Origin of the sequence: Frondihabitans sp. PhB188 (genome assembly GCF_003752365.1) — a bacterium.
Taxonomy (GTDB): Bacteria; Actinomycetota; Actinomycetes; order Actinomycetales; family Microbacteriaceae; genus Frondihabitans.
Genome location: NZ_RJUO01000001.1, coordinates 39,184 through 61,909, shown reverse-complemented (window position 1 = coordinate 61,909; position 22,726 = coordinate 39,184). Strand labels below are relative to the sequence as shown.

Genomic DNA, 22,726 nt, shown 5'->3' with positions numbered 1-22,726 from the left:
TCTTCCCACACTCAACCCACTCGAACCTAAGCAAACCTAGACACCAAGGAGATCCCAATGACCGACTCGAACTACACCGCCCTGCTGCTCGTCATCGACCGAAGCGGTTCGATGATCTCGATCCGCGACGAGATGATCGGTGGCGTCACCGCCCTGCTCAAGACGCAGGCGAAGGCGCCCGGCCTCCTGACCGTCGACGTCGTCCAGTTCGACAACGAGATCGAGCAGCTGGACACCCTCGCCGACCCGCGCTCCATCGAAATCGCGCTCGAGCCTCGCGGCGCCACGGCCCTCCACGACGCCGTCGGCATCGCCGTCACGACCTTCGGCTCCACGCTCGCTGCCCTCCCCGAGCACGCCCGCCCCGCAACCGTTCAGGTCGTCGTGGTCACCGATGGCCATGAGAACACCAGCCAGGAGTGGACGGCCGCCACCGTCAAGAAGCTCGTGCGGCAGCAGACCACCACATACGGCTGGGACTTCGTCTACCTCGGCGCGAACCAGGACGCCGTGCTCACCGGCGCCGCGCTTGGCTTCGCTTCCGACAGCTCGATGACGTTCGAAGCTGGTGCCGCCGGCGTCGCGGCGGCCTCAGCCACCGTGAACCGGTACTTCAGTGACGTCCGCGGCGGCACCCGACGCGGGTTCGACGAGGGTGAGCGACGGGCTTCGCGGGGTAGTTGAACGGCGTGGTGACTCGCCCTCATGATTGCTTGCAGAATCGCGCGAGACGTCACGGAAGAGAACCCTCGGATATGTTCTTGACAAGCGACCGCTTCCTAGAAGTGACCGAGCCATTCTTGAACATCTCCTAATCGGCTCCTTGGAGATCTCGACTTGCCTCCGAAAGAGGTTCGCAGTCCGAGATACGCCACCCCTGCTAGCTTCGCGATGGATGGAGCAGGTCGGATGACCTGTTAGCTTCGAGGCAATGATTGGGGAAACGATGGCTGGCGCCTGGGTTATTCGCTCTGGAAAGTACGGAGAGCGAGACGAATGGGCGACACAGGTTGGTGTTTCGGGTGGAGGGTGGCGGGAAGTTCCCGATCTCACGCAGGCCAGGGACCGGGCCGGCGTCGAGGGCGTGATCGCGGAGGTGTTTGGCGCGGAAAGTGCCGGGCTTCGGGCCTCGTACACAGGACAAATGTGGGCATTGCGGGGCCGGATCGAGGTGGGAGATCTTCTCGTGTTGCCGATGAAGACCACGCGCGAACTCGCCATGGGCCGGGTAACCAGCGGGTACCGGTACCTCAGCGATGAGGCGGACCCGAACTGTCGACACGTCGTCGAAGTCGAATGGAAGATACGAGTCCCCCGGACAGTCATCAAGCAAGACCTTCTGTACACACTCGGAAGCGCCATCTCCATCTTTTCCCCAAGCCGCAACAACGCGGTGGCTCGCCTCGAGCACGTCTTCGCCCACGGAACCGATCCGGGCGCTCTCGGCGTTGCAAGAGGGCCGGCTCGGATCAAGGAGGAGACGACCAGCCAAGATCTAGTGGACGAACCCGAGCTGCTGCCCAACGTCGCTGAGCTTGCGCACGACCAGATCATCACCCGGATCGGCGAAGAGTTCTCTGGCCATGGCTTCGCACACCTCGTCACTGAGCTTCTTCGTGCCGAAGGATTCGACGCAGACGAAGCACCCCCCGGGGCTGACGGAGGGATCGACATCACCGCGGGGCGCGGTTTGCTGGGCCTGGAGTCACCAAAACTGATAGTCCAGGTGAAAACCGGGCAAGTGGGCTCCGAGGTGGTTGCACAGCTGAACGGGCTTGTCGTTACCCAAGGGGCAGATTTTGGCCTCCTCGCAACCTGGGCTGGCCTCAGCAAGCCCGCTCGCGACGCAGTGAAACACCAACGGTTCCGAGTGAAGGTTTGGGACTCAAAAGACATCGTCGATGGTGTGCTGCGCAACTACGAGCGACTTCCAGAAGCAATCACGTCGCGTCTGCCGCTGCACCGCGTGTGGATGCTTCGCGACGACACTTAGGCGAGACGCCGCCAGGGATTGGAAGAATCCGGCGGCGTTAGTTGCCGGGCGAGTGGTGGCGGTGAGGACCGCTGAACCAGAGTCCTGTTCGCCAGGATTGTCGATACGTGCCCAGGAACCCCACCGTCTTGGCATACAGATGGATGCGCCACGCAGCACCAGCGGCGGCCGGCAGCGCACCGCCCATGGTGGAAAGGCGTTCGAACGCTTGGGCGAGAGTTTGGGTCTCTAAAACGGCTTCGTGGGAAGCCAAGTTGTAGGTCATCCGTGGTGGCATGTCGCGGGGGCCCACGGCTACGGGACCAAGATCGGCAATGTGATCGCCGTTTTCCAGGTGCAGCCCGAACGGGCGAGGATGGGCCCCGGCTCTGGCCCGCTCCTGTTCCGTCTGCCAGAGAGACCACCCCAGATCTAGATCCTCAGCGTGCCATGCATGGTCATGGGAAAGAGCGCCGGGGTTGCGAAATTGGGGCAGGGACTGCACCCAGAACAGGTACGGCTCAACCGCGCCGTCGGCCCCCCATACGTCAGCAAGAAACGCCAGATGAGGGTCTTCTGTCGGACGCCCCTTATCGATCCACCACCGGAGTCCCCGGTCATGGCGCCGCCAGCCGAGAACATAGGTGAGGAAACCCTGAAGCGCCGCCCAGTAGCCCAAGACGCCCGGTTCCACCTCATGTGGTCCGCCGCCTGGGCGCTGTGGAAACCGGGCAGTGGAGGGTGAGGCCAATGACTGAAACACCAGCGGCAAGGCCCACGTCCATCCGTCGGTTCCTTCGGGAACTGCTGCTCGCGTGGCTCCTGAAAGCCGTCGAACCATTGAGTCCTCGTCCTGGTCGAATCGGTCTAGATCGAAGTAAGGCATGGTCATCCCCTAATCGGCCCTATGGAACTCGGACACGTGCGACCCACTGGTGGTTAGCCGAGTCTGAAGAATCGGTCGAAGAAGACGCCGAGCTTGTCGAGGACCGTCTGCTTCTTGATTGCGTGGTTGCCGCCAGCGGTAAAGCGCGACACCGGGGGCAGAATTCGGGTGATCGCTGTTCCTCCAGACTGGATTGCGCCGTCGCGGAATGCCGTGTCGATGAAGTCCTGGGTCGCTTCTGGGTTGAGGTTTTCCTCCTCAACGATCCGCCCAAGCTCCTCGGCACGCTTCGCGGCGATGAACGCCTGCCAGTCCTTCCCGACATCGCCATCCACAGTGACGGAGTCGACGAACGACTCGATGAGGTCTGTCTTGTTCCGAAGAGATGGGCTCGAGTCGACGGCTCTGCTGATCGTGGCCCGAATCTCGGTGTCGTCACCGTCACCCTTGGCCTCTCGGTATTGCTGGACGAGCATGAGGATGTAGTCGACGTTGATCTCGACCTGTTTGATCAGCTCGATTTCGAAGAGGACGTCTTCTGCGATCGATTCCTTTTCCGCGTGCTGTTCGCGGCGGAAATCCGCGTAGAGGTCGAGGTAGACGGACTGGTAGTCCTGCATCTGCCGGGCGGTCAGTATCTCGTTGCCCTCGAAGTCGTCGAATGAGGTGAGGATGTTCCTCAGCCGTAGGATCCCGCCGAGCAAGGCGACAAATTGCTTTTGAGCGGTCTCCCCAATGATCGGGGTACCCAGCGGGAACTGACTCAGCAAATCGGACGCCTTCTCGGCGTACTCGGCGTAGTAGTCGCCGTAAGGCTTGAGGAGCACGATGCCGCCGGCGTTCTTGTTGCCGAACAAGGCGATGGCGTCGGTGGTCTGGTCTTCCAAGTCCCGGAAGCTGACGATGTTCCCATAGGTCTTCACGGAGTTCAGGATCCGGTTTGTGCGGGAGAAAGCTTGCACAAGGCCGTGGGCGCGGAGGTTCTTGTCGACCCAGAGGGTGTTGAGGGTGGTGGCGTCGAACCCGGTGAGGAACATATTCACGACGATGACCAGATCAAGCTCGCGGTTCTTCACCCGGAGGGAGAGGTCCTTGTAGTAGTTCTGGAACTTCTCCGACGACGTGTCGAAACTCGTCCTGAACAGGCCGTTGTAATCCTGGATCGCACCTTCGAGAAAGGTGCGCGCGTCGGACGAGAGGGCTTGAGTTTCGAACTCCTCTTCCTCGAGGATCCCGTCAGCGACAGCCTCGTTGGCGGCGTAGCTGTAGATCAGTCCCACCTTGAGCCGCTGCGCCTCCGGAAGGTCCCTCTGCTGCTTGGCGAACTCGCGGTAGTACGTGCGGGCGGCGGGGATCGACGCGGTGGCAAAGAGGGCATTGAATCCGCGGAGTCGTTTTCCGGCGACCGCGTAGTACTCGGCCCGCTTGGTCTTCTGGTCGAAGTGCTCGAGCGTGTAGCCGACGACCTGGCGGACGCGTGTCTCCGAGAGGAGGGCGCTTTCGGTGTCGATGGCGGACACCTGCTTGTCGGTGACCGCGGGTGGCAGCTTGATCGTGTTGACGTAGTCGATGCGGAACGGGAGTACGTTCTTGTCCGTGATCGCGTCAACGATCGTGTACGTGTGAAGCTTCTCCCCAAACGCCTGCTCCGTCGTCCGCAGCACCGGGCTCCCGCCGGTCCCGGCGTTGGCCGAGAAGATCGGTGTCCCGGTGAAGCCGAACAGGTGATACTTCTTGAACGCCTTCACAATCGCGGTGTGCATGTCCCCGAACTGGGACCGGTGGCACTCATCGAAGACGATAACCACGTGCCCGTCGTAGATCTCGTGGCCCTTGTTGCCGAGGATGAACGTGGCCAGCTTCTGGATCGTGGTGATAATGATCCGAGACGCCGGGTTCTCGAGCTGCTGCTTCAGGACACGGGTGGAGGTGTTGGAGTTCGCGGCGCCCTTCTCGAACCGGTCGTACTCGCGCATCGTCTGGTAGTCGAGGTCTTTGCGGTCGACGACGAACAGCACCTTGTCGACGCCGGGCTGCCGGGAGGCCAGCTGCGCGGCTTTGAAGCTCGTGAGGGTCTTTCCGGAACCGGTGGTGTGCCAGACGTAGCCGCCTGCGGCGATGGTGCCGAGCTGCCTCTGGTTCGTCGACGCCTGAACTCGCTGCAAGATCCGCTCGGTGGCGACGATCTGATACGGACGCATCACCAGCAGCATCCGGTCGGCCGTGAAGACGCAGTAGCGCGTCAGAATGTTCAAAAGGGCGTGCTTGGCGAAGAAAGTCTTCCCAAAGCTCGTCAGGTCCTGGATGGGCCGGTTGTTGGCGTCCGCCCACCAGGACGAGAACTCGAAACTGTTCGACGTCTTCCGCACCCGCCGAGTCCCGGTGGCCTCGTCGAGGTGCTGCCGACGGGTGGTGTTGCTGTAGTACTTCGTCAGCGTCCCGTTGGAGATCACGAACAGCTGCACGTACTCGAATAGACCAGAACCTGCCCAGAAGCTGTCCCGCTGGTACCGGTCGATCTGGTTGAACGCTTCCCGGATGTTCACGCCGCGCCGCTTCAGCTCAATGTGGACCATCGGGAGACCGTTGACCAGGACGGTGACGTCGTACCGGTTCGCGTACTTCGCGCCGCCGGCTCCTTGTCCGACTTCGTACTGGTTGATGACCTGGAGACGGTTGTTGTGGACGTGCTGCTTATCGAGCAGCATCACGTTCTTCGACGTGCCATCATCCCGGCGGAGCAGTTGCACGTGATCCTCCTGGACCCGCGCCGTCTTCTCCACAATCCCGTCTCGCTCCCCCGCAATCCGCTCCGAGAAGAACCGGTCCCACTCCGAATCCGAAAACGTGAGCGAGTTCAAGAGTTCGAGCTGGCTCCGAAGGTTCGAGACGAGCTGATTCTCCGTCGTGATGGCGAGGTACTCGTACGCCTGCTCCTGTAGCAGGGAGATAAATGCCGTTTCAAGATCTGCCTCCGACTGGTAGGCCACGTCCGCCGCGGGGTCCGGTGTGAACTCAGCAACAACGGTGCTTTCTGCGCTCAAAGCGATCGGTTCAAAATGGCGAGTTTCCTCATTCGTCACGCGACCACCTCGGCAAATGTGAGAAGCCGGTCTCGGTAGAACCCATGTTGTATCCGACGGGCCGCTAGCTCGGCTGAAAGACGGATTGTCAGATCAATATCGAGTGAATCCAATTCGTCGAGAACGCGGACCAACCGATCCTGATCGACCAACGACGGAATCGGGATCGAGTACTTTTCGAACATGGGTCTCCGGAGGGAGGTGACAGAAGCATGGACAGCGGTCATGGTCAGATACCGACCGAAATCCTCCCGGACGAAGTGATAGAGAAATTTCGGTCGAATCGCCGGAGACCTCGGGCTTATTCGGTACGCGCGCTGATGCAGTGAGTATTTTCCTTCAATAAAATGAAATATCTTCCCGACTCCAACCCCATCGCCAGCCGTAATAATTGCCGCCTCGTCGAACTCATAGGTGTCACTTGCCAGAGGTTCCTGGGAACGCACAAAAAGCGGGTATTTCCCATGAGCTATGGCCTCGTTGGTGTTTCGAGATCCTGTGCCGATTGCTGCGACATCGAGTAAGGGAAGCCAGGTCACGTCCTCCTGCTCCTCGAAATCTAAAAGCGTCTCCCGGTAGAACCGAAGCTGACGCGCACGGGCGGTTAGCTCCGCCTGCAAATGATGTTCCAGCTCTAATTCCAGTTCAGTGAACTCGTCCAAAACCTTTGCGATCTCGCGCTGAACCTTAATCGGAGGCAGAGGAACGCGGACCTCTAAAAAGCGAGATTTAGATACGTTGAACCGCGTGACGCCGCTAGCAGTTCGTACAATCTGACGGCGCACCGCTGGTGATCGGAACAGGTGTCGCGCGAACTCTGGCAGGTAGGTATCCGGCTCGGTCGCCCGAAAGCCAAAGCAGAAGCTGTTGAGATATAGCGGCGCCTCTGGTTCGGCCATGACCACAGACGACATGCCGACGTCATCCCCATTCTCGGAGGACGACGTGAAAAGGACATCGCCCATCGCAAGGCGGTTCTGTCGCTCATCTCCGCCTACGGTCACGGGAAAAACGTCATTCAGGTCAGCGACCTCGTTTCGAAAAACATTGACGTAGGGCAGAAAGTGAGCGTTTCCATCGGAGAAGTCGGCCTTAGATTTACCCGAGAGGCCTCCATAAAGAGTCCCAAGCTCGCCAAGAGTGCGGTACTCCACTCCGTCCGATGAGAACTCATTAGGCAAGCGATCGGCGCGGTTCACGGGTTTACATTTCCAAGGGTAGCCACAATCTCGTCGATTCTCTGCCGCAATTCTTGTTGACGGCCGACGATCTGTTGTATTTCGGTATTGAGGGCAGCGATGTCTACGGCGATGCTGGTGTCTTCGGCTTCCAAGTAAGACGAGACCGCAATGTTGTAGCCGTTTTCCCCGATCCTGGCGTTGTCGACAAGCACGGCGAAGTGCTCTCGGTCCTGGCGTGTGGAGTAGGCGTCAAGAATCTTGGCCCGATTGGTGTCGTCGAGCTTGTTCTTGCTCCCGGCCCGAACGAACTCGGTGGAAGCGTTGATGAACAGCACCTTGTTATCAGTCTTGGATTTCTTGAGCACAATAATGCACGTGCCGATGGTGGTGCCGAAGAACAGGTCCGGGGGCAGCTGAATGACGGTGTCGACGTAATTGTTGTCGATCAGGTACTTACGTATCTTTTGTTCCGCGCCACCCCGGTAGAGAACGCCGGGGAACTCGACGATGGCGGCGGTCCCATTGACCGCAAGCCAGGAGAGTATGTGCATGGTGAAGGCGAGGTCCGCCTTCGATTTTGGTGCCAGGACGCCCGCAGGCGCGAAGCGGGCGTCGTTGATCAGCAGCGGGTTGGCATCTCCCTCCCATTTCGCAGAGTAGGGCGGGTTGGAGACGATTGCTTCGAAGGGTTCGTCGTCCCACTGCGCGGGGTCTTGGAGGGTGTCGCCGTGGGCAATGTTGAATTTCTCGTAGTTGACGTCGTGGAGGAACATGTTGATCCGGCACAGGTTGAACGTCGTCAGGTTGATCTCCTGCCCGTAGAACCCCTGTCGGACATTGTCCCTCCCTAGGACTTTCGAAAATTGCAGGAGCAGGGACCCGGAGCCGCAGGCGGGGTCATAGACCTTATTCACTTCGGTTTTCCCGACGACGGTGATCCGTGCGAGAAGCTCGGAGACTTCTTGGGGGGTGTAATACTCGCCGCCCGATTTCCCGGCGGTGGAGGCGTACATGCCCATCAGGTACTCATACGCGTCCCCGAACGCGTCGATCGTGTGGTCCGCGAAGTTCCCTAGCTGGAGGTCTCCGACGGCGGCGAGGAGCTTCACGAGTTTCTCGTTCCGCCGAGCAACGGTGGGACCAAGCTTGTTGCTGTTGACGTCGAGATCGTCGAACAACCCCTTCAGGTCGTCCTCGCTGTCCGTCCCGACCGCAGACCCTTCAATATTTCGGAACACCCGCTCAAGGGTCTCGTTGAGGTTCTCATTTCCAGTCGCTTTCGCGAGAACGTTTTGGAACAGTTCACTGGGGAGGATGTAGAACCCCTTTTCGGCGACGGTCACCGCCCGCCCGAACTCCGCATCCGCGTCTGCGAGCTGGCCATAGTCGAAGTCGGCCGTGCCAGCGCGCTGTTCCTGCTCGTTCAAGTAGGAGGAGAGGTTTTCGGAGATGAACCGGTAGAACAAAATCCCGAGGACGTAGGTCTTGAAGTCCCACCCGTCGACGCTGCCCCGCAGGTCGTTGGCGACACGCCAGATGGTCTTGTGCAACTCGCCGCGCTGGGCTTCTTTAGTCATGCTCTCTCGATCTCCTGAAACGCTGCACGCCAGTCAGAAGCGCACGTGACTCAGCCTATGGCGGGTCGCAGGCCGACAGGATGAGGTTCGGCCCATCCCTCTCAACCTGGCAGTCGAACCACGCGCTTCGTTGGGTGCTGTTGAATCGGCCTGGGTTTTGTTCCTAGGTTGTGCCTGGTCCGGCGGATGCCTGCTGGGCTAATTCGAGGTCAGCGTAGTACGCCTGCTCGACCTCGATCGGGGTGGCGTAGTCCGGCTCGGAGTGGAGGCGCTGGTTGTTCCACCACTAAACGTATTCGAGCGTCGCTAACTCGACTTGTTCGTCGGTGCGCCAGGGGCTGCGCTGCCGGACCAACTCGGTCTTGTAGAGCCCGTTCACGGCCTCGGCTAGAGCGTTGTCGAAGCTGTCGCCGACCGTCCGGGTCGACGGGGTGGCATCGAGTGCGACGATCCGCTCGGTGTAGACCAGCGCCGAGGAGCACGACCTGTGGTCCGAGTGGTGGATCAGCCCGGCAAGGTTTCCGTCGGCCGCCCACGCGGCCATGTCGAGGGCTTGCAGCGGGAGGATGTCCGCTTTCAATGCGGCGGCCACGTTCCAGCCGCCGATCCGTCTCGAGTAGACGTCGGTAACGAAGGCCACGTAGGCGAACCCTCTCCAGGTGGCGACGCAGGTCACGTCTGCGACCCAGAGCTTGCGAGGCCCTTCGGCGGTGAAGCGCCGCTTCACGAGTTCATGCGGCAACGTCTGACGCGGGTCCGACTTCGTCGTGAACAGACGCTTCGAGCGCCTGACCCCGCGAACACCGGCGGCGCGCATGAGCCGTTCGGTCTGGTCGCGGCCGACGTTCCACCCCTGCCTGCGGAGCAGTGCGTGCATTTTCTGCAGCCCGTAAACCCCGTAGTTCTCACGGTGCAACCTGGCCACCACAGGAACGAGAAAGTCGTCCCAGAGCTGCCGCGCGGATGGCGGACGTGCTCTCGCGGCCCGGTATCCGCGGGCGGTGAGGAACCCACGAACTGCCGGGCGCAGCACCCGGCAGATGGCGCACGCCCTGCGAAACGATCCCTCATCTGATCGATGAAGCGAATCGTCTCGTCGTGGGACGGCCCTGTTCCTTGGCGAAAAAGACTGATGCGGACTTTCGGATCTCGTTCGCACGCTTCAGCTCGGTGACCTCGCGTTTCAGGCGACGGTTCTCCTCGAAAACATTTGACGTCACACTGGGCCGCTCGCCGGCATCGACCTCGTAGCGGCGCTGCCACATCCGCAGTGTCTCCGGACTCATCCCGAGCATCCCGGCGACATGCCTGATCGCGGCCATCAAATTCGGGTGCTCCGGGCGGGCCTCATTCACCATCCGCAGCGCCCGGTCACGCATCTCTGTCGTGTACTGGGTCATGATGCCCATCCTTGACCAAAGAACGGAACAAAACCCAGGCCGACTAAGGTTCCCTTGCCCCGCACCCAGGTGTCCCAAACCAAAGAGCGCCGAAACCTATGGGTTTCGCAGCAAGGGACAAGGGCCTAACAGGGTCAGGTGGAAATCAGACCTTCAGCAGCCCCGAGCAATCGACTCGCCAGTGCTCGCTAGGCGCTGTCTGTTGTGGCAGCACTAGTCGCGCTTGTCACCGACGGGTCAGAAGTCGAGTCCTCGCCGGGCTTGTACAGCTCATAGCTAGTGCGGGGAACGCCTTCGATCTGCATAAACATTGCATTGGCCTGTTGGGCACGCGTGATGTAGGGAGCCAGGAGTCGCCCAACTCGCCGCGGACCTGCTTCACTCCAAAGAACGTACTCAGAGGCTTTTAAATTGAAGATATAGGGGCTGTCATCGTGGAGCACATGGACAACGAATGAGTTGGGATTGTCCCTATTCAGGTCCGTGAACTTCGTCTTGCTCGGAGGGTGGGGCTGCTTAGTTCCTGGAACGACGAAAAGACGCATGTCTTCGCCGTCCTTCAATCGGCCAGGCACGGTGTGACACGCAGGCGTCAGATTCAGCCAAATCTGATCTGGGTTCTCGCTGTCGAAAAACATGTCGCCCGGCATCACGACGTTTAAATGCAGCCTGTTCGCAGGAATGACTGTCCGACCATTGAGAACCTTGCGCATTGCGCTGCTCGCCAATTGAGCGTTTTCACTCGCCGCGAGCATTGTTTCCGTGTCAAATTTCACAAGATCGATGCGGTGAAGCAAGTTGGCGGTGAGGGTGGTGGCTAGTTCGAAGGATGGTTCGACCTTGTCGTCTATGGCGTTTTGCCAGACGTAGATAGGCCAGTTGGAATCCAACTTGTTTAGATCAATAAATAGTCGATTCTTGGCCTTTTCATACTCCTGCTCCCAAACGCGAAGCACTGAGAGAGCCAAATTGTTCTCGACCCAGGTTGACAGGTCATTGATCAGGTCGTCAACAACGGCCGATTTTCCGAAGACCTTGATTCGGGTGTCGAGCTCCTTCCCTCCGAACCGGTGGTCTTCCTCAAGCTGGCGTTGAATGTCTGCGACATCTTCTGCACTGATGATGAAGATCGGGCAGAACACCGTTGCCAATAGCTCTTGCAGGAAGCGAAACAATTCATCTCGCGCGTAGCCGCTTAGTGTTGAGGCTCCCGAACCACCGTAGGAGCCTGGGCTCAGGTCCCAGTCGAGGACCAAGAACGAAAGCGACTGCCAGTGCCGAATGGCAGCAACATCTGGGAGCGTCGAGTAGGCCGCAACGGGCCTCCCGTCCGCCTCCATCGCCTTCCGCATGATGTAAGCGGGTTTTTCGCGGTCATCTATTTCGTCATCGATGAAGGCCACGGGCCCATGCAGAATCGACATTCTTACTCCCCCGGTGTTCCAAAAGTGACCTCGAAGCTGGCGCCTGGCAGCATGCGCGAGTCATCTGAAGCCGCGATGTCAACAGAAAAATCGTTCCTAAGCCCCACTTCTCGGGCGATGAACAACCCAAGGCCTTTCCCTTCATCACCTTTGCCAGAATAGAAGGGCTCGAAAATGAACTCGGCATCGGTGGGACTGATCCCCGGACCGTTGTCTGAAATGACGATTTGCGAGGCTTGGGTTGGGAAGGCACGAATTAGTCGTGGCTCGTGGCTACTGGACATGAGCCAATAAGTGGCGTTGTCAATCAGGTTGATGAAGCACTGCAAAAGAGCTGCCTCAGTCGTCATAACTCGAAGCGGAGCGGTGTCGTCTATTTCGAACTGGATGTTTTTATCCCGGTGAAGTGAGGCGTACATCGATTTGACTCGTCGGAGATACATAAAGACGTCAAGTGAGGAACGCTTCTGCCGCGTAGACACGAATAGCCCTTGGACGTCTCGGAAGCGGGAGTCAACGAACTCGAGCCTTTGGACGAGGCTGCCCGTGTCGGCGTAGACGGGCTCCATGGCCAAGCCAAGTTCTCGAAGTTCTCGATGAATCTTCCGGGCGAGACGAAGAGATTCTGTGCCTGCCGCTATCAGGTCATGCGAGGCCGACTCGACGGACAGCCCAACTCCCGCTAGGTCCTGAGTTCGAGCCAACTGAACCTTGGCTAGTTCCCTCTCGGACGTGACAGCTGTATTGATTCGCTGCAGGTTTTGCTGAAGCGCCTTTGGTAGTCCGGCCGCATTGATCAGGTCGGAAATTTCCTTATCGAAGACACCTTGGTCTCGTTGAGATTTTTCCTTGTTCCTGCGGTTTGCGGCGGCGTATTGGTCATACGGCTTAGCGCGAAGCCAGCTCAGAACAGTCTGAATCAGGGCAACAAAGTCTCCGCTCGAGCGCCCTGCGTCTATAAGACCTTCCCGGTTTGTCTTGTCCTGAAGGAGGGAATTTTGTTCTTGCGTAATGCTGACGTAGCCCAGTGCCTGATCATTGCTAAACATGGATCGGGCAGACTGGGTGCCGCGAATTCGATCAACCTGGAGCCAGTCGTCCTCCGGGTCTCCATATGGGTAAACCCGGATTCCGTCGCGGTAGAGATAAACGCGGTGCTCTCGTAGAAGGTCTTTGTCATCCCTTCGAAGTAGATGCTGTGCAGGAGCGGTAGGTGAGAAGTCGAAGATGTAGAACTCAAAATTGAACGGGCCACAGGCGATTTCGGGATGCTCGGCCTGCTCTGGTCTAAAGCGGTCTCGGAACGGTCGAATGCCGCGCACTTCGCCAGAGTCGATAGAGAGCCGGATTGGTCGCTTGTTTACCTCGAAGGAGAATTGACGTTCTTGGTCATGAAATCGACCATTCGTCACTCTGAGTACCGCACGGTCGAAGAGCGCTGAAAGCTCGAGTTCACGGACGCCTGCCAGCTCCTGGTCGACTCCATCGACGAGAAAGTGGACTTCGAAGCTCGCGGCTGTCTTCGGGGCCTTTGCTACTGAGTCCGGTTCAGTAGCCCACATGATCGGCTGCATGCGCTCGAGATCTGCGAAGGCTTCTTCAAACTCTTCCCGGCTCCACTCGGACCGGAGCGCGGAGATCTCAATCCGCGTGCCATGGTCGGAAGAGCCGGTCTGGCTCGAGCCGCTAAAGACCCGTGCCTCGCCTTTAGAGAGATTTGCTCCCATCTCATCTAGGTAGAGCGGCTCGTACTCAAATCCCGCGTCGGGAACCACGTCCAATTCACTCAGGTCGACCAGCACTGTGAGCTCTTCGGCTTCGCCTGAGGTGCGTGTGGTGAGCATCACGACGCTACCTAGCTTGAAGGAAGCAAAGCGACCAATGCCCTTCTCACCCTGCATGACTCGGCCACTTGAGGTGGCACCTTGCGTTCTCTTGCGGTTGAGCTTCGATGGAGTGGCAGGGTTCATCCACGCTCCCCTAACAACGTCCTCCGGCATGCCGGTGCCGTTGTCGGTTACGACTATGGAAGACGTTTGCGTAGCGTGACCGTCGGGGTCAAAGCCTTGAAAATCGACGTCGACGCGGGTGGCATCCGCGTCGTAGGCGTTCTTCACGAGTTCTACCAGAGCTATTCGGTCGTTTTTTATCAACTGCTCGCCGAGCATCGTGAGCAGGCGAGCGTGAGGACGGAACGCTAAGACCTCAGCCACGGGCGGTGCCTTTCATCGTGAGAACGACCTCTGAGCGCATTCGTTTAGCTAGTGCCATGTCGGCGCCTCGGGAGCTCATGGCCATGTAGCGCTTTTGCGGGGGAATTTCGCGTTCATGGCGGGACGCGAGAGCGAACCCCATGGCTTCGAGTGCCGTTTGAGTGATCAAATCGTTGCGAATGTAGTTTCCCTTGAGAGTGGAGTTCCCTACAACGACAACGACGGATCCGTCCGCTTTTAGAACTCGTCGCAGCTGCTTGGCGAACCCGACCATGTCATGCGCAAAGCGAAGAATCATTCCTTTGGGAAGGGTGTCCGGCTCACTCACTGAATCAGTGATCATGTCGGCCAAGTCTTGGCCCAGTTCGTCTGGCGGACCATCCAGAGCCCGCTCTGCCCCGATGCTGTCTCTCCGGATCTCGCGCAGAGATGGAATGGAGTGACCGAACCAAATAAGAGCTAATTTGTGGCCTCTCAGGTAATCCAGTGCATTGAGATACGGCGGCGATGTAACAGCAAGATCAGCGCAGCCGTCTGAAATACCGCCCAGTGTGCGAGAGTCTCCCAGAAGTACGTTGGCGGAGCCTAGATTTTCGCGCTTCTCAAGCAACCGCCCGAGTGCCTGTGCCGATTTTTCGAAACCAAGGAAGACGTCGTAGTCGGATTCCTGCTGCACCTTGTGAGGCCTGCTATGCGCCGTGTCTGCGGCAAGTGAAGCCTGAGGAGACTTAGTGACAATGATCCGGCTGAGAGCCACCTGCAGCGCGAGTCTCTGGTGAACGTCCTCGATGTTCTTGATGGCGGCCGCCAGGACGGTGAGTTGGTATTTTTGCTTTTTCCCGAACCAATATTGCGCAAACCGTTCGGTCTCATCGTCGATCCATGGCGAATGAGCTTTGGCCTGCTTACTCGCCGAAATGGCGCCCTGCGCGAGTTCGCTTAGCGAGGCGAAATTTTGGGGCGACGTCACCACCGTCGACATCATGACGGCCAAAGGATCAATGTCGATTCCGAGAGCCCTCTGACCCCGCTGAACAGCGGCGGCCAGCACGGTGCCGGAGCCGCACATGGGATCGATCACTAGTAGCTGCTCTGCGGAACGCCTCTCCGGAATCGCATTCAACGCGATCTCCGGAGCCATACGCGCCGGAAAGGGATGGATCGTCCTAGCGCTCAAAAGCATTTCCCCTGTCGTGCAGCTGAATAGCTAACGCGCCGAATCTACCGGGAGTGGTGCTGGTTTTAGTCGTCTCCGCTTCGGCGTGTGGTTTACCCCTGGTCGTCCGATTGCAGGCCATCCGGCTCGTCGCTCTTCTCGAGCCGGGCGCGCAAGTCGGTTTTCGCTTGCGCGGCCGCGCCCCGAACTGCTTCGAATTTCGTGCGCAGCACCTTGCCCTGGGTAACCGCCGTTCGGCCGCCAAGAAAAAGAGCTCCACCTGCGACAATCCCGACACCAACGAGCTTGGGAGCGGCCTTGAGCACGGCCTCCGAGCCAATTGCTTCGATCAATTTATCAACGCCGCCGACATCTTTAGCCCAGGTCGTGATGTCTTGGTACTTCCCCAAATTGCTCATATGCCTTTGCTTTCTCTATCCGGCAAGACGATTCTCTACCGGCCTTGTCGAGACATCCTCACAGCCGGGGCGCGGCTGAATGAAATTGATCTAATCCAGTCTGCGTATGGGCCGGCTCTTCGGACGCGCAGGCCCCGGTCGGGGCGAGAGCTCAGTAAAGAGTCGCGCGGTTCACCCCGAGCTTTGGGCGACGACGCTCTTGGGAACGCCTGCGCCGATCAAGCCCTGAGCTTCGCTGATCTGTTCGATAGTCAGCTTAGGTGCGCGGCCGAGGTATTTCCCGGCCTCTTTTGCGATCCGGATTCCCTCGCTTTGACGCTCACGGATCAGGGAGCGTTCAAACTCGGCGAAGGCGCCGAGGAGGTTGAGCATGAGCTCACCGATCGCATCGCCGGTATCGACGCCGTAGGTCTGCTGCTCTTTCACGAACGTCACCGAGGCACCCTTAGTCGAGATCTCGTCGACGATGTCGCGTAGGTCACGCAGGGACCGCGCGAGACGGTTCATGGATGCGACGCGAACATTGTCGCCGTCGCGGACGTACCGGATGCACTCGGCCAACGCCGTCCGGTCGTCGCAGGAACCTCCTGAGACCTTCTCCTCGAAGACTCGATCGACGGGTCCGACCGCTTCAAGCTGACGCGCGAGGTTCTGGTTAGCGCTGCTGACGCGCACGTGGGCGACTGTCTGCGTCCTGTTTTGCGTCATTCCTAGCCCCTTAAACAGATCTGTTGCATTGATCCGTATTGGTCTCTGAAGCGACGCGGTTTTTCCATTCTTGAGGTGCTGCGTTGGGCTGTACCTCAGAGCATCACCTCGCCAGTGGCACCGCGCCTCACTTCAGTCGTCGTGAGTGCGAACACCGGGAACACGAGCGCGGCTATCAGGAGCGGCGCGCTCCGAGTCGCGGTGGGGTAGCGCGGCGACGCAGGGGTAATTTCGAAACTCACATGTAGAGCTTTGCATTAAGACTCCAGCGCCTGCAATGCTCTCGGGATGTCCCTCCGCTCCACCCGCCACACGACCACCCTCGTCGCCACCGGCATCGTCGCCTCGCGCCTCACCGGCTTCGCCCGGAGTGTCCTCCTTGTCGCGGCGATCGGCGGCACGAGCGCGTCGCCCGGCGGGCAGATCTTCGACGTCGCGAACGCGCTGCCGACGAACTTCTTCGCGCTGATCGCCGGCGGAGTCCTCGCCTCCGTGCTGCTCCCCCACCTCGTGGAGTACGTGTCGAAGGGGCAGCGGCGGCAGCTCGACAGCATCGTGACGGCCGCGCTCCTGGTCGGGCTGGTGGGCACGGTGGCGCTCCTGGCGGGAGCGCCCGGCCTGGTGCGGATCTACGCCGGATCCTGGCCGGCCGACTGGCTGCGACTCGGAACGTGGCTGGCGCTGTGGTGCCTCCCGCAGGTGTTCTTCTCGGTCGCATTCGCGGTGGCGGCCCAGCTGCTCAACGCCTACGGCAACGTGGTGGCGGCTGCCTGGGCTCCAGTGGCCGCGAACGGGGTTGCGTGCGGAGGGGTGGCCGCGTTCCTGCGCCTCGTGCCCTCGGGGTTGGTGGCGCCTGACGAGTGGACCCGGACGATGGTGCTGCTGACGGCGGGCGGGGCCACGGCTGGCGCCGTCGTGCAGGCGGCGGTGCTGGTGGTGCCGCTGTGGCGGTGCGGGTTCCGGTTTCGGCCGCGCCTCGCCTTCAGATCTCTCGGCAGGATCGGCGACGCTGCGCTCTGGTCGTTCGCCGCGACACTGGCGGGGCAGCTCGCGTTCGTCGTCACCTCGTCGGTGTCGTCGTCGGCCGGGGCTCGGCTCACCGCCGCCGGGGTCGTCGGGCCGAGCCTGAATTCGCTGTCGAATGCGTACCTGCTGGTGCTTGTTCCGTTCAGCGTGTTCGTGGTCGCGGTGACGACGACCAAGGCCAAGGCGCTGGTCGAGGCGTCGCCGCAGGAGCTCGAGCGGCTCGCCGGGCGGCTGCTCGGTTTCGTGCTGGCGGTGATGACTCCGTCGGTGGTGGCGCTCGTAGTGCTCGCGCCGGTCGTGAGCCGGATCATCTGGAACACCGACGTGATCGGCACGGTGGTGATCTGCCTGGCGCCGGGGATGATTCCGTTCGCGCTGCTCTACGTCTGCACCCGGGTGCTGTACGCGGTGAGGCGGGCACGGCTGGCGTTCGTGCCGCAGGGGGTGGTGGCGGTGGTGACTGCGGCGAGCGCCGTCGTCGCGTCGGCCCTGCTGCCGGACGAGCAAGTCGTGCTGGGTGTCGCCGTGGGGGTCGGGGTGGCGAATGCGGTGGGGGTCGGTGTGGCGCTGGTGCTGATACGAAGGCGTGCCGGGGTGCGGGTGGGGCTGCGGCGCCTCGCGCACCCAGCGTCGTAGCGTGTGGTCATGGACACCCCGCGGACCATCGACGATTACCGATCGGGCGCCGTGCACGAGAGCTGGATGCGGATCTGCCGCTTTCTGCTGAGCGACGACGAGTTCCGCACCCTCCGCATCGAGATCGTCGACGACCATGGCAAGGCTGTCGCCGGGAGCACGGTCGTCGGCGAGAACGACTTCGGCGCGCGCGTCACGATCGCCGACGAGCAGCTGAACGTCTCGCTGTTCGAGCCGCGCTCCGTCGACGAGATCGCCTCGCAGTTCTACAACGACCTGCAGGACTTCATCTCGGAGTCCGCCTTCGGCTGGAGCGAGCTGCGCGGGCCGATGTGGGCGTGGGACGAGCAGGGCGGGCCGGCGCCGTACGAGGCGTGAGCCGAGCGCCGTCACGGGGGTGACCCTGTTGCGGTCGGAGCGACTTTCCCTGCGCGTGAATTCACGCACAGGGAAAGTGTCCCGAAAGGGGAAGGCGGGGGGCGGCAGGCGGGGCGCGGGCGGGCGGGCCCGACGGCGGCGCGCCAGTTCCTGCGCCTGTAGGCAGTTCTGGCCCTGTGGATAACTCTGCCGGGGTCGACGGGGTCGTCTACGGTGGACGTGTGAACGACGCCCTCTTCGACAGCCTCTTCCGCGCCCTCGAGGCCGAGCCCGACAACGCCGAGCTGCGGGGCCAGGTCGCCGAGCTGCTGCTCGAACGCGGGCGTCACGCCGAGGCGCTCGAGCACGCGTCGCGCATCCTCCGCACCGAGCCGACCAGCGCCACCGCGCTCACGGTGATCGCGGGGGCGAGTGCAGCCCTCGCAGGAACTTCGGCTCCCCAGCCAGCAGCCCCCTCCGCCGAACCTCCCGCCGCCCCGGCCGCCGCATCCGCCACCGCCGAGCCGACTGCGTTCGACTGGCACCGCGCCGAGGCCGACCTCGGCCCGCAAGACGTCCCCGCGCCATTCGTGAGCGACGACGCCGACGGCACGGACGACGGGCGCATCGCCATTCAGCCCGGTGACGACGCGGTCGTCCCCTCCCTCGACGTCGAGATCCCCACGGTGACGCTGGCCGATGTCGGCGGCCTGGAGGTGGTCAAGCAGCGGATCCGCGAGTCGTTCCTCGAGCCGATGAAGCACCCGGAGGTCGCCGCGGCGTTCGGCAAGACGCTTCGAGGCGGGCTCCTGCTCTACGGCCCTCCCGGCTGCGGCAAGACGTTCATGGCCAAGGCGATCGCGGGCGAGCTCGGCGCTCGGTTCATCACCGTCGGAATCAGCGACATCGTCGGCAGCTACCAGGGCGAGACCGAGCGCAACCTCCACAACCTGTTCGAGAAGGCCCGCAGCCTCGCGCCCGCCGTGCTCTTTCTCGACGAGCTCGACGCCATCGGCGCCCGCCGCTCCGGCCTCGGCGCCGGCTGGTCGGGGCTCCGCCTCATGGTCGACCAGCTGCTGCTCGAGCTCGACTCGATGGTCGCCGACAACGACGGCCTATTCGTGCTCGGGGCCACCAACTCGCCGTGGGACGTCGATGCGTCGCTCTTGCGCCCCGGCCGCTTCGACCGCATGATGCTCGTGCTCCCGCCCGACGCCCCGGCGCGCGAGGCGATCCTCACGCACCACCTCGAACGCCGCCCCATCGCCGGCATCCAGCTGCAGAAGCTCGTCGACCGCACCGACGGCTTCTCGGGCGCCGACCTCGAGCACCTCGTCGCCTCTGCGGCCGAACAGGCGATGACCCGGTCGATCAAGTCGGGCGTCATCGAGCCGATCGGCATGAAAGACCTCGAGACCGTGCTCAAGCAGGTCAAGCCGAGCACCGGCTCCTGGCTCGTCAGCGCCAAGAACGTCGCCAGCTTCGCCAACGCCGACGGCCGCTACGACGACCTCGTCGAGTACCTCAAGCAGAAGCGGATTCTCTAGCGACCGATGGAGGGGGACGCAGAGGGGATCATCACCCGGGCCGATCAGCTGCGCGGGCTCGGCCAGCACGACCGCGCCCGCACACTCATCGACGACGCCCTCGGCGCCGACCCCGAGAACCCCGACCTGCTGTTCGAGCACGCTCTCCTGCTCACCGACGCCGGCACCCGCTGGGGTCTCATCTTGGCCGAGAGCACCCTTCGCGAGGTCATCGCCGCCGAGCCCGACAGGCTGACGTTCCGCGTTGCCTGGGCCACCGTCATGTCGCTCCTCGGCCACCTCGACGAAGCTCGGTCCGCCCTCCTCGACCTGCTCGCGGTCTCGCCCGACCTCGCCGAAGCCCATCTGCAGCTGGCGATCACTTACCTCGGCGAGGGCGACGGCAACGCGCACCTCGCCGACGAGACCCTGGCCCGCTCCGCCTCCCGCCGCAGCCTCGAGCTCACCCGCGGCTCGACCCGTGCATACCTCACGGCGATCACCATCGAGCGCCACTTCGGCCACGACGCCGAAGCCCTGCGCCTCACGAACGCCGCGCTCGAGACCGACCCGACGAACCAGCCGCTGCAGGTCGTCCGGGCCGAGCTGGCACCCCTGGCCGAGCAGGCGTCGCGCGCCCTCGACCTGCTCACGCTCGACCCGACCGACGGCCCCTCGCGGTCACTCCTCGACGCCGTCGTCACCTGGCGTCGGCGCGCGGCCGCGACCCCGCTCCTGCTCGCCGCGCTCCTGCCGGGGCTGCTGCTCGTGCTCGACCTCTCCCCCGCGCTCCCGGCGGTCGGAGCCGTCGCCTCCCTCGTGGTGTGCGCGCTGGCCGGAGCCGCCTACCGCGACTTCCGCCGCGGGCTGCCCCCGGCGTACCTGGCGCTGAGGCGCACCGAGTTCAGGCAAGGTCCACTCGTGGTCGGCGGGGCGGCGGCCGGGCTGGTGGTGATGGCGGTCGGTGCGGCGGTGGCGGTGGCCTCAAGGGATGCCGCCGCGTTCCTGCTGCTGATCGCCTCCCTGATCGACTTCGCCGTCTTCGTGCTGATCGCGCGCGACGACCACCGGATTCTCTACCGTGCCCAGCCCGGCGCGGCGTCCGCGTACGGAACCGCCTACCGCTTCGCCCGACGACGCCTCGAACTCGGCGCCTGGACCGCAGTCGCGACCGCCGTCATCGGCCTCGTCATCGCGGTCACCCCCTACGTCCGCAACGACGTCGACCCCACCGCCGACGTGATCCCGTTCGCCGCCGTCGGCGCCGCGTTCGCCGTCATCACGATCTACACGCTCGTCGAGACCGTCGCGTCGCACCAGAGCGTGCCGCTCACGCGCAGTCGGATGCGCCTGTTTCGTGCCCGCCGGGCCCTCTCCGTGATGGCTGTCGCGCTGACGATGGGCAGCTTCGCGGTGGGCGCCGCCACGGGCTTCACGCTCGATGACGGCGCAGGAACTCCCCGCCCCGTCTCGACCCTCCACCCCGCTCCCTACACCCCCGACCCTGCCGAACCCGCCTCCGGGGCCTGCGCCTACACGCACCCGCACGCCTTCACGCCCTCGACCCCCTGCTTCCCGTGATGGCGACCGACCCCGAAGCCGTCTTGCACCAGGCCCTCACCTTCGAGGGGCTGGGGCAGACGCAGCGCGCCTTCGAGCTCGTCGGAGCAGCCGTCGTCGAGCACCCCGGCCACCCCAGGCTGCTGACCGAGCTCGCCTCGCTGCAGGCCGACCTCGGCGACCTGCCGCGCGCCGAGGTGCGCGCCCGCGAGGCCGTGGCCGCCGCGCCGAACGCACCCGGGCCGCGCATCATGCTGGCCAACATCATCCTGCGGGGCGGCCGCAAGGAGGCCGCCCGGAAGCACCTCGACGTCGTGCTGCAGCTCGCGCCCGACCACCCGGCGGCGCACATCAACTACGCGCTCACCTACCTCGGAGCCCGCTCGGCCCGCGAGCGCGCCATCGGCCGCCAGGCGTACGAGCGCGCCCTCGAGCTGAGCCGCGGCTCCTCGTCGATGGTCGACCTGGCCGCGATGATCGAGCACGACTACGGCAACGACCCCGAGGCCATCCGGCTGCTCGACCAGGCGCTCGAGCTGGAGCCGCAGAACCGCGCGCTCCTCAAGTCGCGTGTGGAGTACTCGGCCGTCGGCGAGCAGACCGACGCCCTGACGACGCTGCTTCAGGCCGACCCGGGCGACTCCGAGTCGCGCGAGCTGCTCGACGCCGTCGTCACGTGGCGCCGGCGGGCCGCGGGGTCGGCTCCGCTGATCGCGGCCTTCCTGCCCGCGCTGCTGTTCGTCTCGACACGCGCCTGGCCGATGACCGTTGCCGGAGTGGTGATCGGCCTCATCGGCTGCGCCCTCGCCGGCGCCTGGTACCGCGGGTACCTGCAGCGGCTGCCGGAGGCGTACCGGCGGGTGCGCCGGTCGGAGTTCCGCGGGTTCGGGGTGGCGCGGGCGCTCGCGGCGGCGGGGCTCGCGGCGCTGGCGGCCGCCGGGGTGGCTGCGCCCGTGTCGGTGTGGGCGAGTTCCTGCGCCCTCGGGGTCTCGGCCCTGCTCGAGGTCGCCGCGCTGTCGATCGCCGCGCAGGACGACCGCCGCGTGCTCCGGACGGCCCGGGCCCGCACCGGCTACGCCTGGTACGGCACGGCCAACCGGTTCGGAACGCTCCGTCAGGAGCTCGCCCTCTGGACAGCGCTCGCCACCGCCGTCGTCGGACTCTCGGCATATTTGACGGGGTGGAGCGTCGTCTCGGGCGGCGCCTCGGTCGCCCCGCTCGTCGCGATCGGGGTGGTCACCGCCGCGATCGCGATCTTCGCGCTGTGCGAGGCGATCATGACGACGGCCAGCGTGCCGCACCGGTTCGGCGGGCGGCTGGCATTCCGCTACCGGCTCGGGATCGCCGCGCTCGCGACGCTGGCACTCGTCGGGAGCCTCGCCGCCGGCGCACTGACCGGGTTCGCGCCGACGTCGTCGTCGAACCCCTCGCCGGGCGGTGACCCGTCGGTGGTCGACCCGGACTTCGACTTCGCGACCGACCCGGTCACCGTGCCGCACATCACGTTCTCGGTGCCGCCGGTGCCGACGTTCGCGCCGACGCCGTAGGGGGGCGGGGGCGGCGTGCCCTCCGCGGCCTCATCTAGTCGCGAATCCGACTTCT

The 22,726-nt window shown here is 62.9% G+C and carries 18 protein-coding genes; 7 read left to right on the top strand and 11 right to left on the bottom strand.

Annotated elements, in window-relative coordinates:
• Positions 1–57 precede the first annotated feature (57 nt).
• The gene (locus tag EDF46_RS00250; protein WP_123504289.1) at positions 58–684 is read left to right on the top strand and encodes a vWA domain-containing protein; all 627 of its coding nucleotides are present in this window, start codon (positions 58–60) and stop codon (positions 682–684) included.
• A gap of 262 nt (positions 685–946) precedes the next feature.
• Positions 947–1,993 carry a restriction endonuclease gene (locus EDF46_RS00245; protein WP_123505123.1) on the top strand — a complete coding sequence of 349 codons (1,047 nt, stop codon included), beginning with the start codon at positions 947–949 and terminating at the stop codon, positions 1,991–1,993.
• Positions 1,994–2,030: 37 nt separating this feature from the next.
• Here the strand turns inward: EDF46_RS00245 and EDF46_RS17905 are convergent, their stop codons facing one another.
• The 11 genes from EDF46_RS17905 to EDF46_RS00200 all read right to left on the bottom strand — a co-directional run bounded on the left by EDF46_RS17905 (position 2,031) and on the right by EDF46_RS00200 (position 16,019).
• Positions 2,031–2,858 (bottom strand): hypothetical protein, encoded by an 828-nt coding sequence (locus EDF46_RS17905; protein WP_148061103.1) that lies wholly within the window; start codon positions 2,856–2,858, stop codon positions 2,031–2,033.
• 53 nt (positions 2,859–2,911) lie between these two features.
• Positions 2,912–5,902 (bottom strand): type I restriction endonuclease subunit R, encoded by a 2,991-nt coding sequence (locus EDF46_RS00240; RefSeq protein ID WP_370454024.1) that lies wholly within the window; start codon positions 5,900–5,902, stop codon positions 2,912–2,914.
• Positions 5,903–5,937: 35 nt separating this feature from the next.
• Entirely contained in the window at positions 5,938–7,140 is a 1,203-nt protein-coding gene (locus EDF46_RS00235) for a restriction endonuclease subunit S (protein WP_123504287.1), read from the bottom strand.
• Positions 7,137–8,699, bottom strand: a complete 1,563-nt coding sequence (locus tag EDF46_RS00230) for a type I restriction-modification system subunit M (protein ID WP_123504286.1) — start codon at positions 8,697–8,699, stop codon at positions 7,137–7,139. The genes EDF46_RS00235 and EDF46_RS00230 overlap by 4 nt, the downstream gene beginning before the upstream one ends.
• 286 nt (positions 8,700–8,985) lie before the next feature.
• A complete protein-coding gene (locus EDF46_RS00225) occupies positions 8,986–9,858 on the bottom strand; it encodes an IS3 family transposase (protein ID WP_123504285.1) in 873 nt (290 codons plus the stop codon).
• The gene (locus EDF46_RS00220) at positions 9,767–10,099 is read right to left on the bottom strand and encodes a transposase (RefSeq protein WP_158614116.1); all 333 of its coding nucleotides are present in this window, start codon (positions 10,097–10,099) and stop codon (positions 9,767–9,769) included. Before EDF46_RS00220 ends, EDF46_RS00225 begins: the two co-directional genes overlap by 92 nt.
• A gap of 188 nt (positions 10,100–10,287) precedes the next feature.
• A complete protein-coding gene (locus EDF46_RS00215) occupies positions 10,288–11,502 on the bottom strand; it encodes a hypothetical protein (RefSeq protein WP_148061102.1) in 1,215 nt (404 codons plus the stop codon).
• Positions 11,503–11,525: 23 nt separating this feature from the next.
• A complete protein-coding gene (locus EDF46_RS00210) occupies positions 11,526–13,736 on the bottom strand; it encodes a sensor histidine kinase (RefSeq protein WP_123504282.1) in 2,211 nt (736 codons plus the stop codon).
• A complete protein-coding gene (locus tag EDF46_RS17900) occupies positions 13,729–14,817 on the bottom strand; it encodes a hypothetical protein (RefSeq protein ID WP_148061101.1) in 1,089 nt (362 codons plus the stop codon). The genes EDF46_RS00210 and EDF46_RS17900 overlap by 8 nt, the downstream gene beginning before the upstream one ends.
• A 188-nt stretch (positions 14,818–15,005) precedes the next feature.
• Positions 15,006–15,311: a hypothetical protein gene (locus tag EDF46_RS00205; protein WP_123504281.1), complete on the bottom strand. Its 306-nt coding sequence runs from the start codon at positions 15,309–15,311 to the stop codon at positions 15,006–15,008.
• 171 nt (positions 15,312–15,482) lie between these two features.
• Positions 15,483–16,019, bottom strand: a complete 537-nt coding sequence (locus EDF46_RS00200; RefSeq protein WP_199738163.1) for a recombinase family protein — start codon at positions 16,017–16,019, stop codon at positions 15,483–15,485.
• Between the two features lie 288 nt (positions 16,020–16,307).
• Here EDF46_RS00200 and murJ point away from each other — a divergent pair, with 288 nt between their 5' ends.
• From murJ to EDF46_RS00170, 5 genes are all read left to right on the top strand, one after another.
• Entirely contained in the window at positions 16,308–17,681 is a 1,374-nt protein-coding gene (gene murJ, locus EDF46_RS00195) for a murein biosynthesis integral membrane protein MurJ (RefSeq protein ID WP_123504280.1), read from the top strand.
• Between the two features lie 9 nt (positions 17,682–17,690).
• Positions 17,691–18,059 carry a hypothetical protein gene (locus EDF46_RS00190; protein WP_123504279.1) on the top strand — a complete coding sequence of 123 codons (369 nt, stop codon included), beginning with the start codon at positions 17,691–17,693 and terminating at the stop codon, positions 18,057–18,059.
• Between the two features lie 221 nt (positions 18,060–18,280).
• Entirely contained in the window at positions 18,281–19,585 is a 1,305-nt protein-coding gene (locus EDF46_RS00185) for an AAA family ATPase (protein WP_123504278.1), read from the top strand.
• A 6-nt stretch (positions 19,586–19,591) separates the two neighbouring features.
• Positions 19,592–21,145, top strand: coding sequence for a lipopolysaccharide assembly protein LapB (locus EDF46_RS00180; RefSeq protein WP_123504277.1), 1,554 nt, complete (start codon positions 19,592–19,594; stop codon positions 21,143–21,145).
• On the top strand, positions 21,145–22,671 hold the full coding sequence (locus EDF46_RS00170; RefSeq protein WP_370454056.1) for a tetratricopeptide repeat protein: 1,527 nt from the start codon (positions 21,145–21,147) through the stop codon (positions 22,669–22,671). The genes EDF46_RS00180 and EDF46_RS00170 overlap by 1 nt, the downstream gene beginning before the upstream one ends.
• The last annotated feature ends 55 nt before the right edge of the window (positions 22,672–22,726 follow it).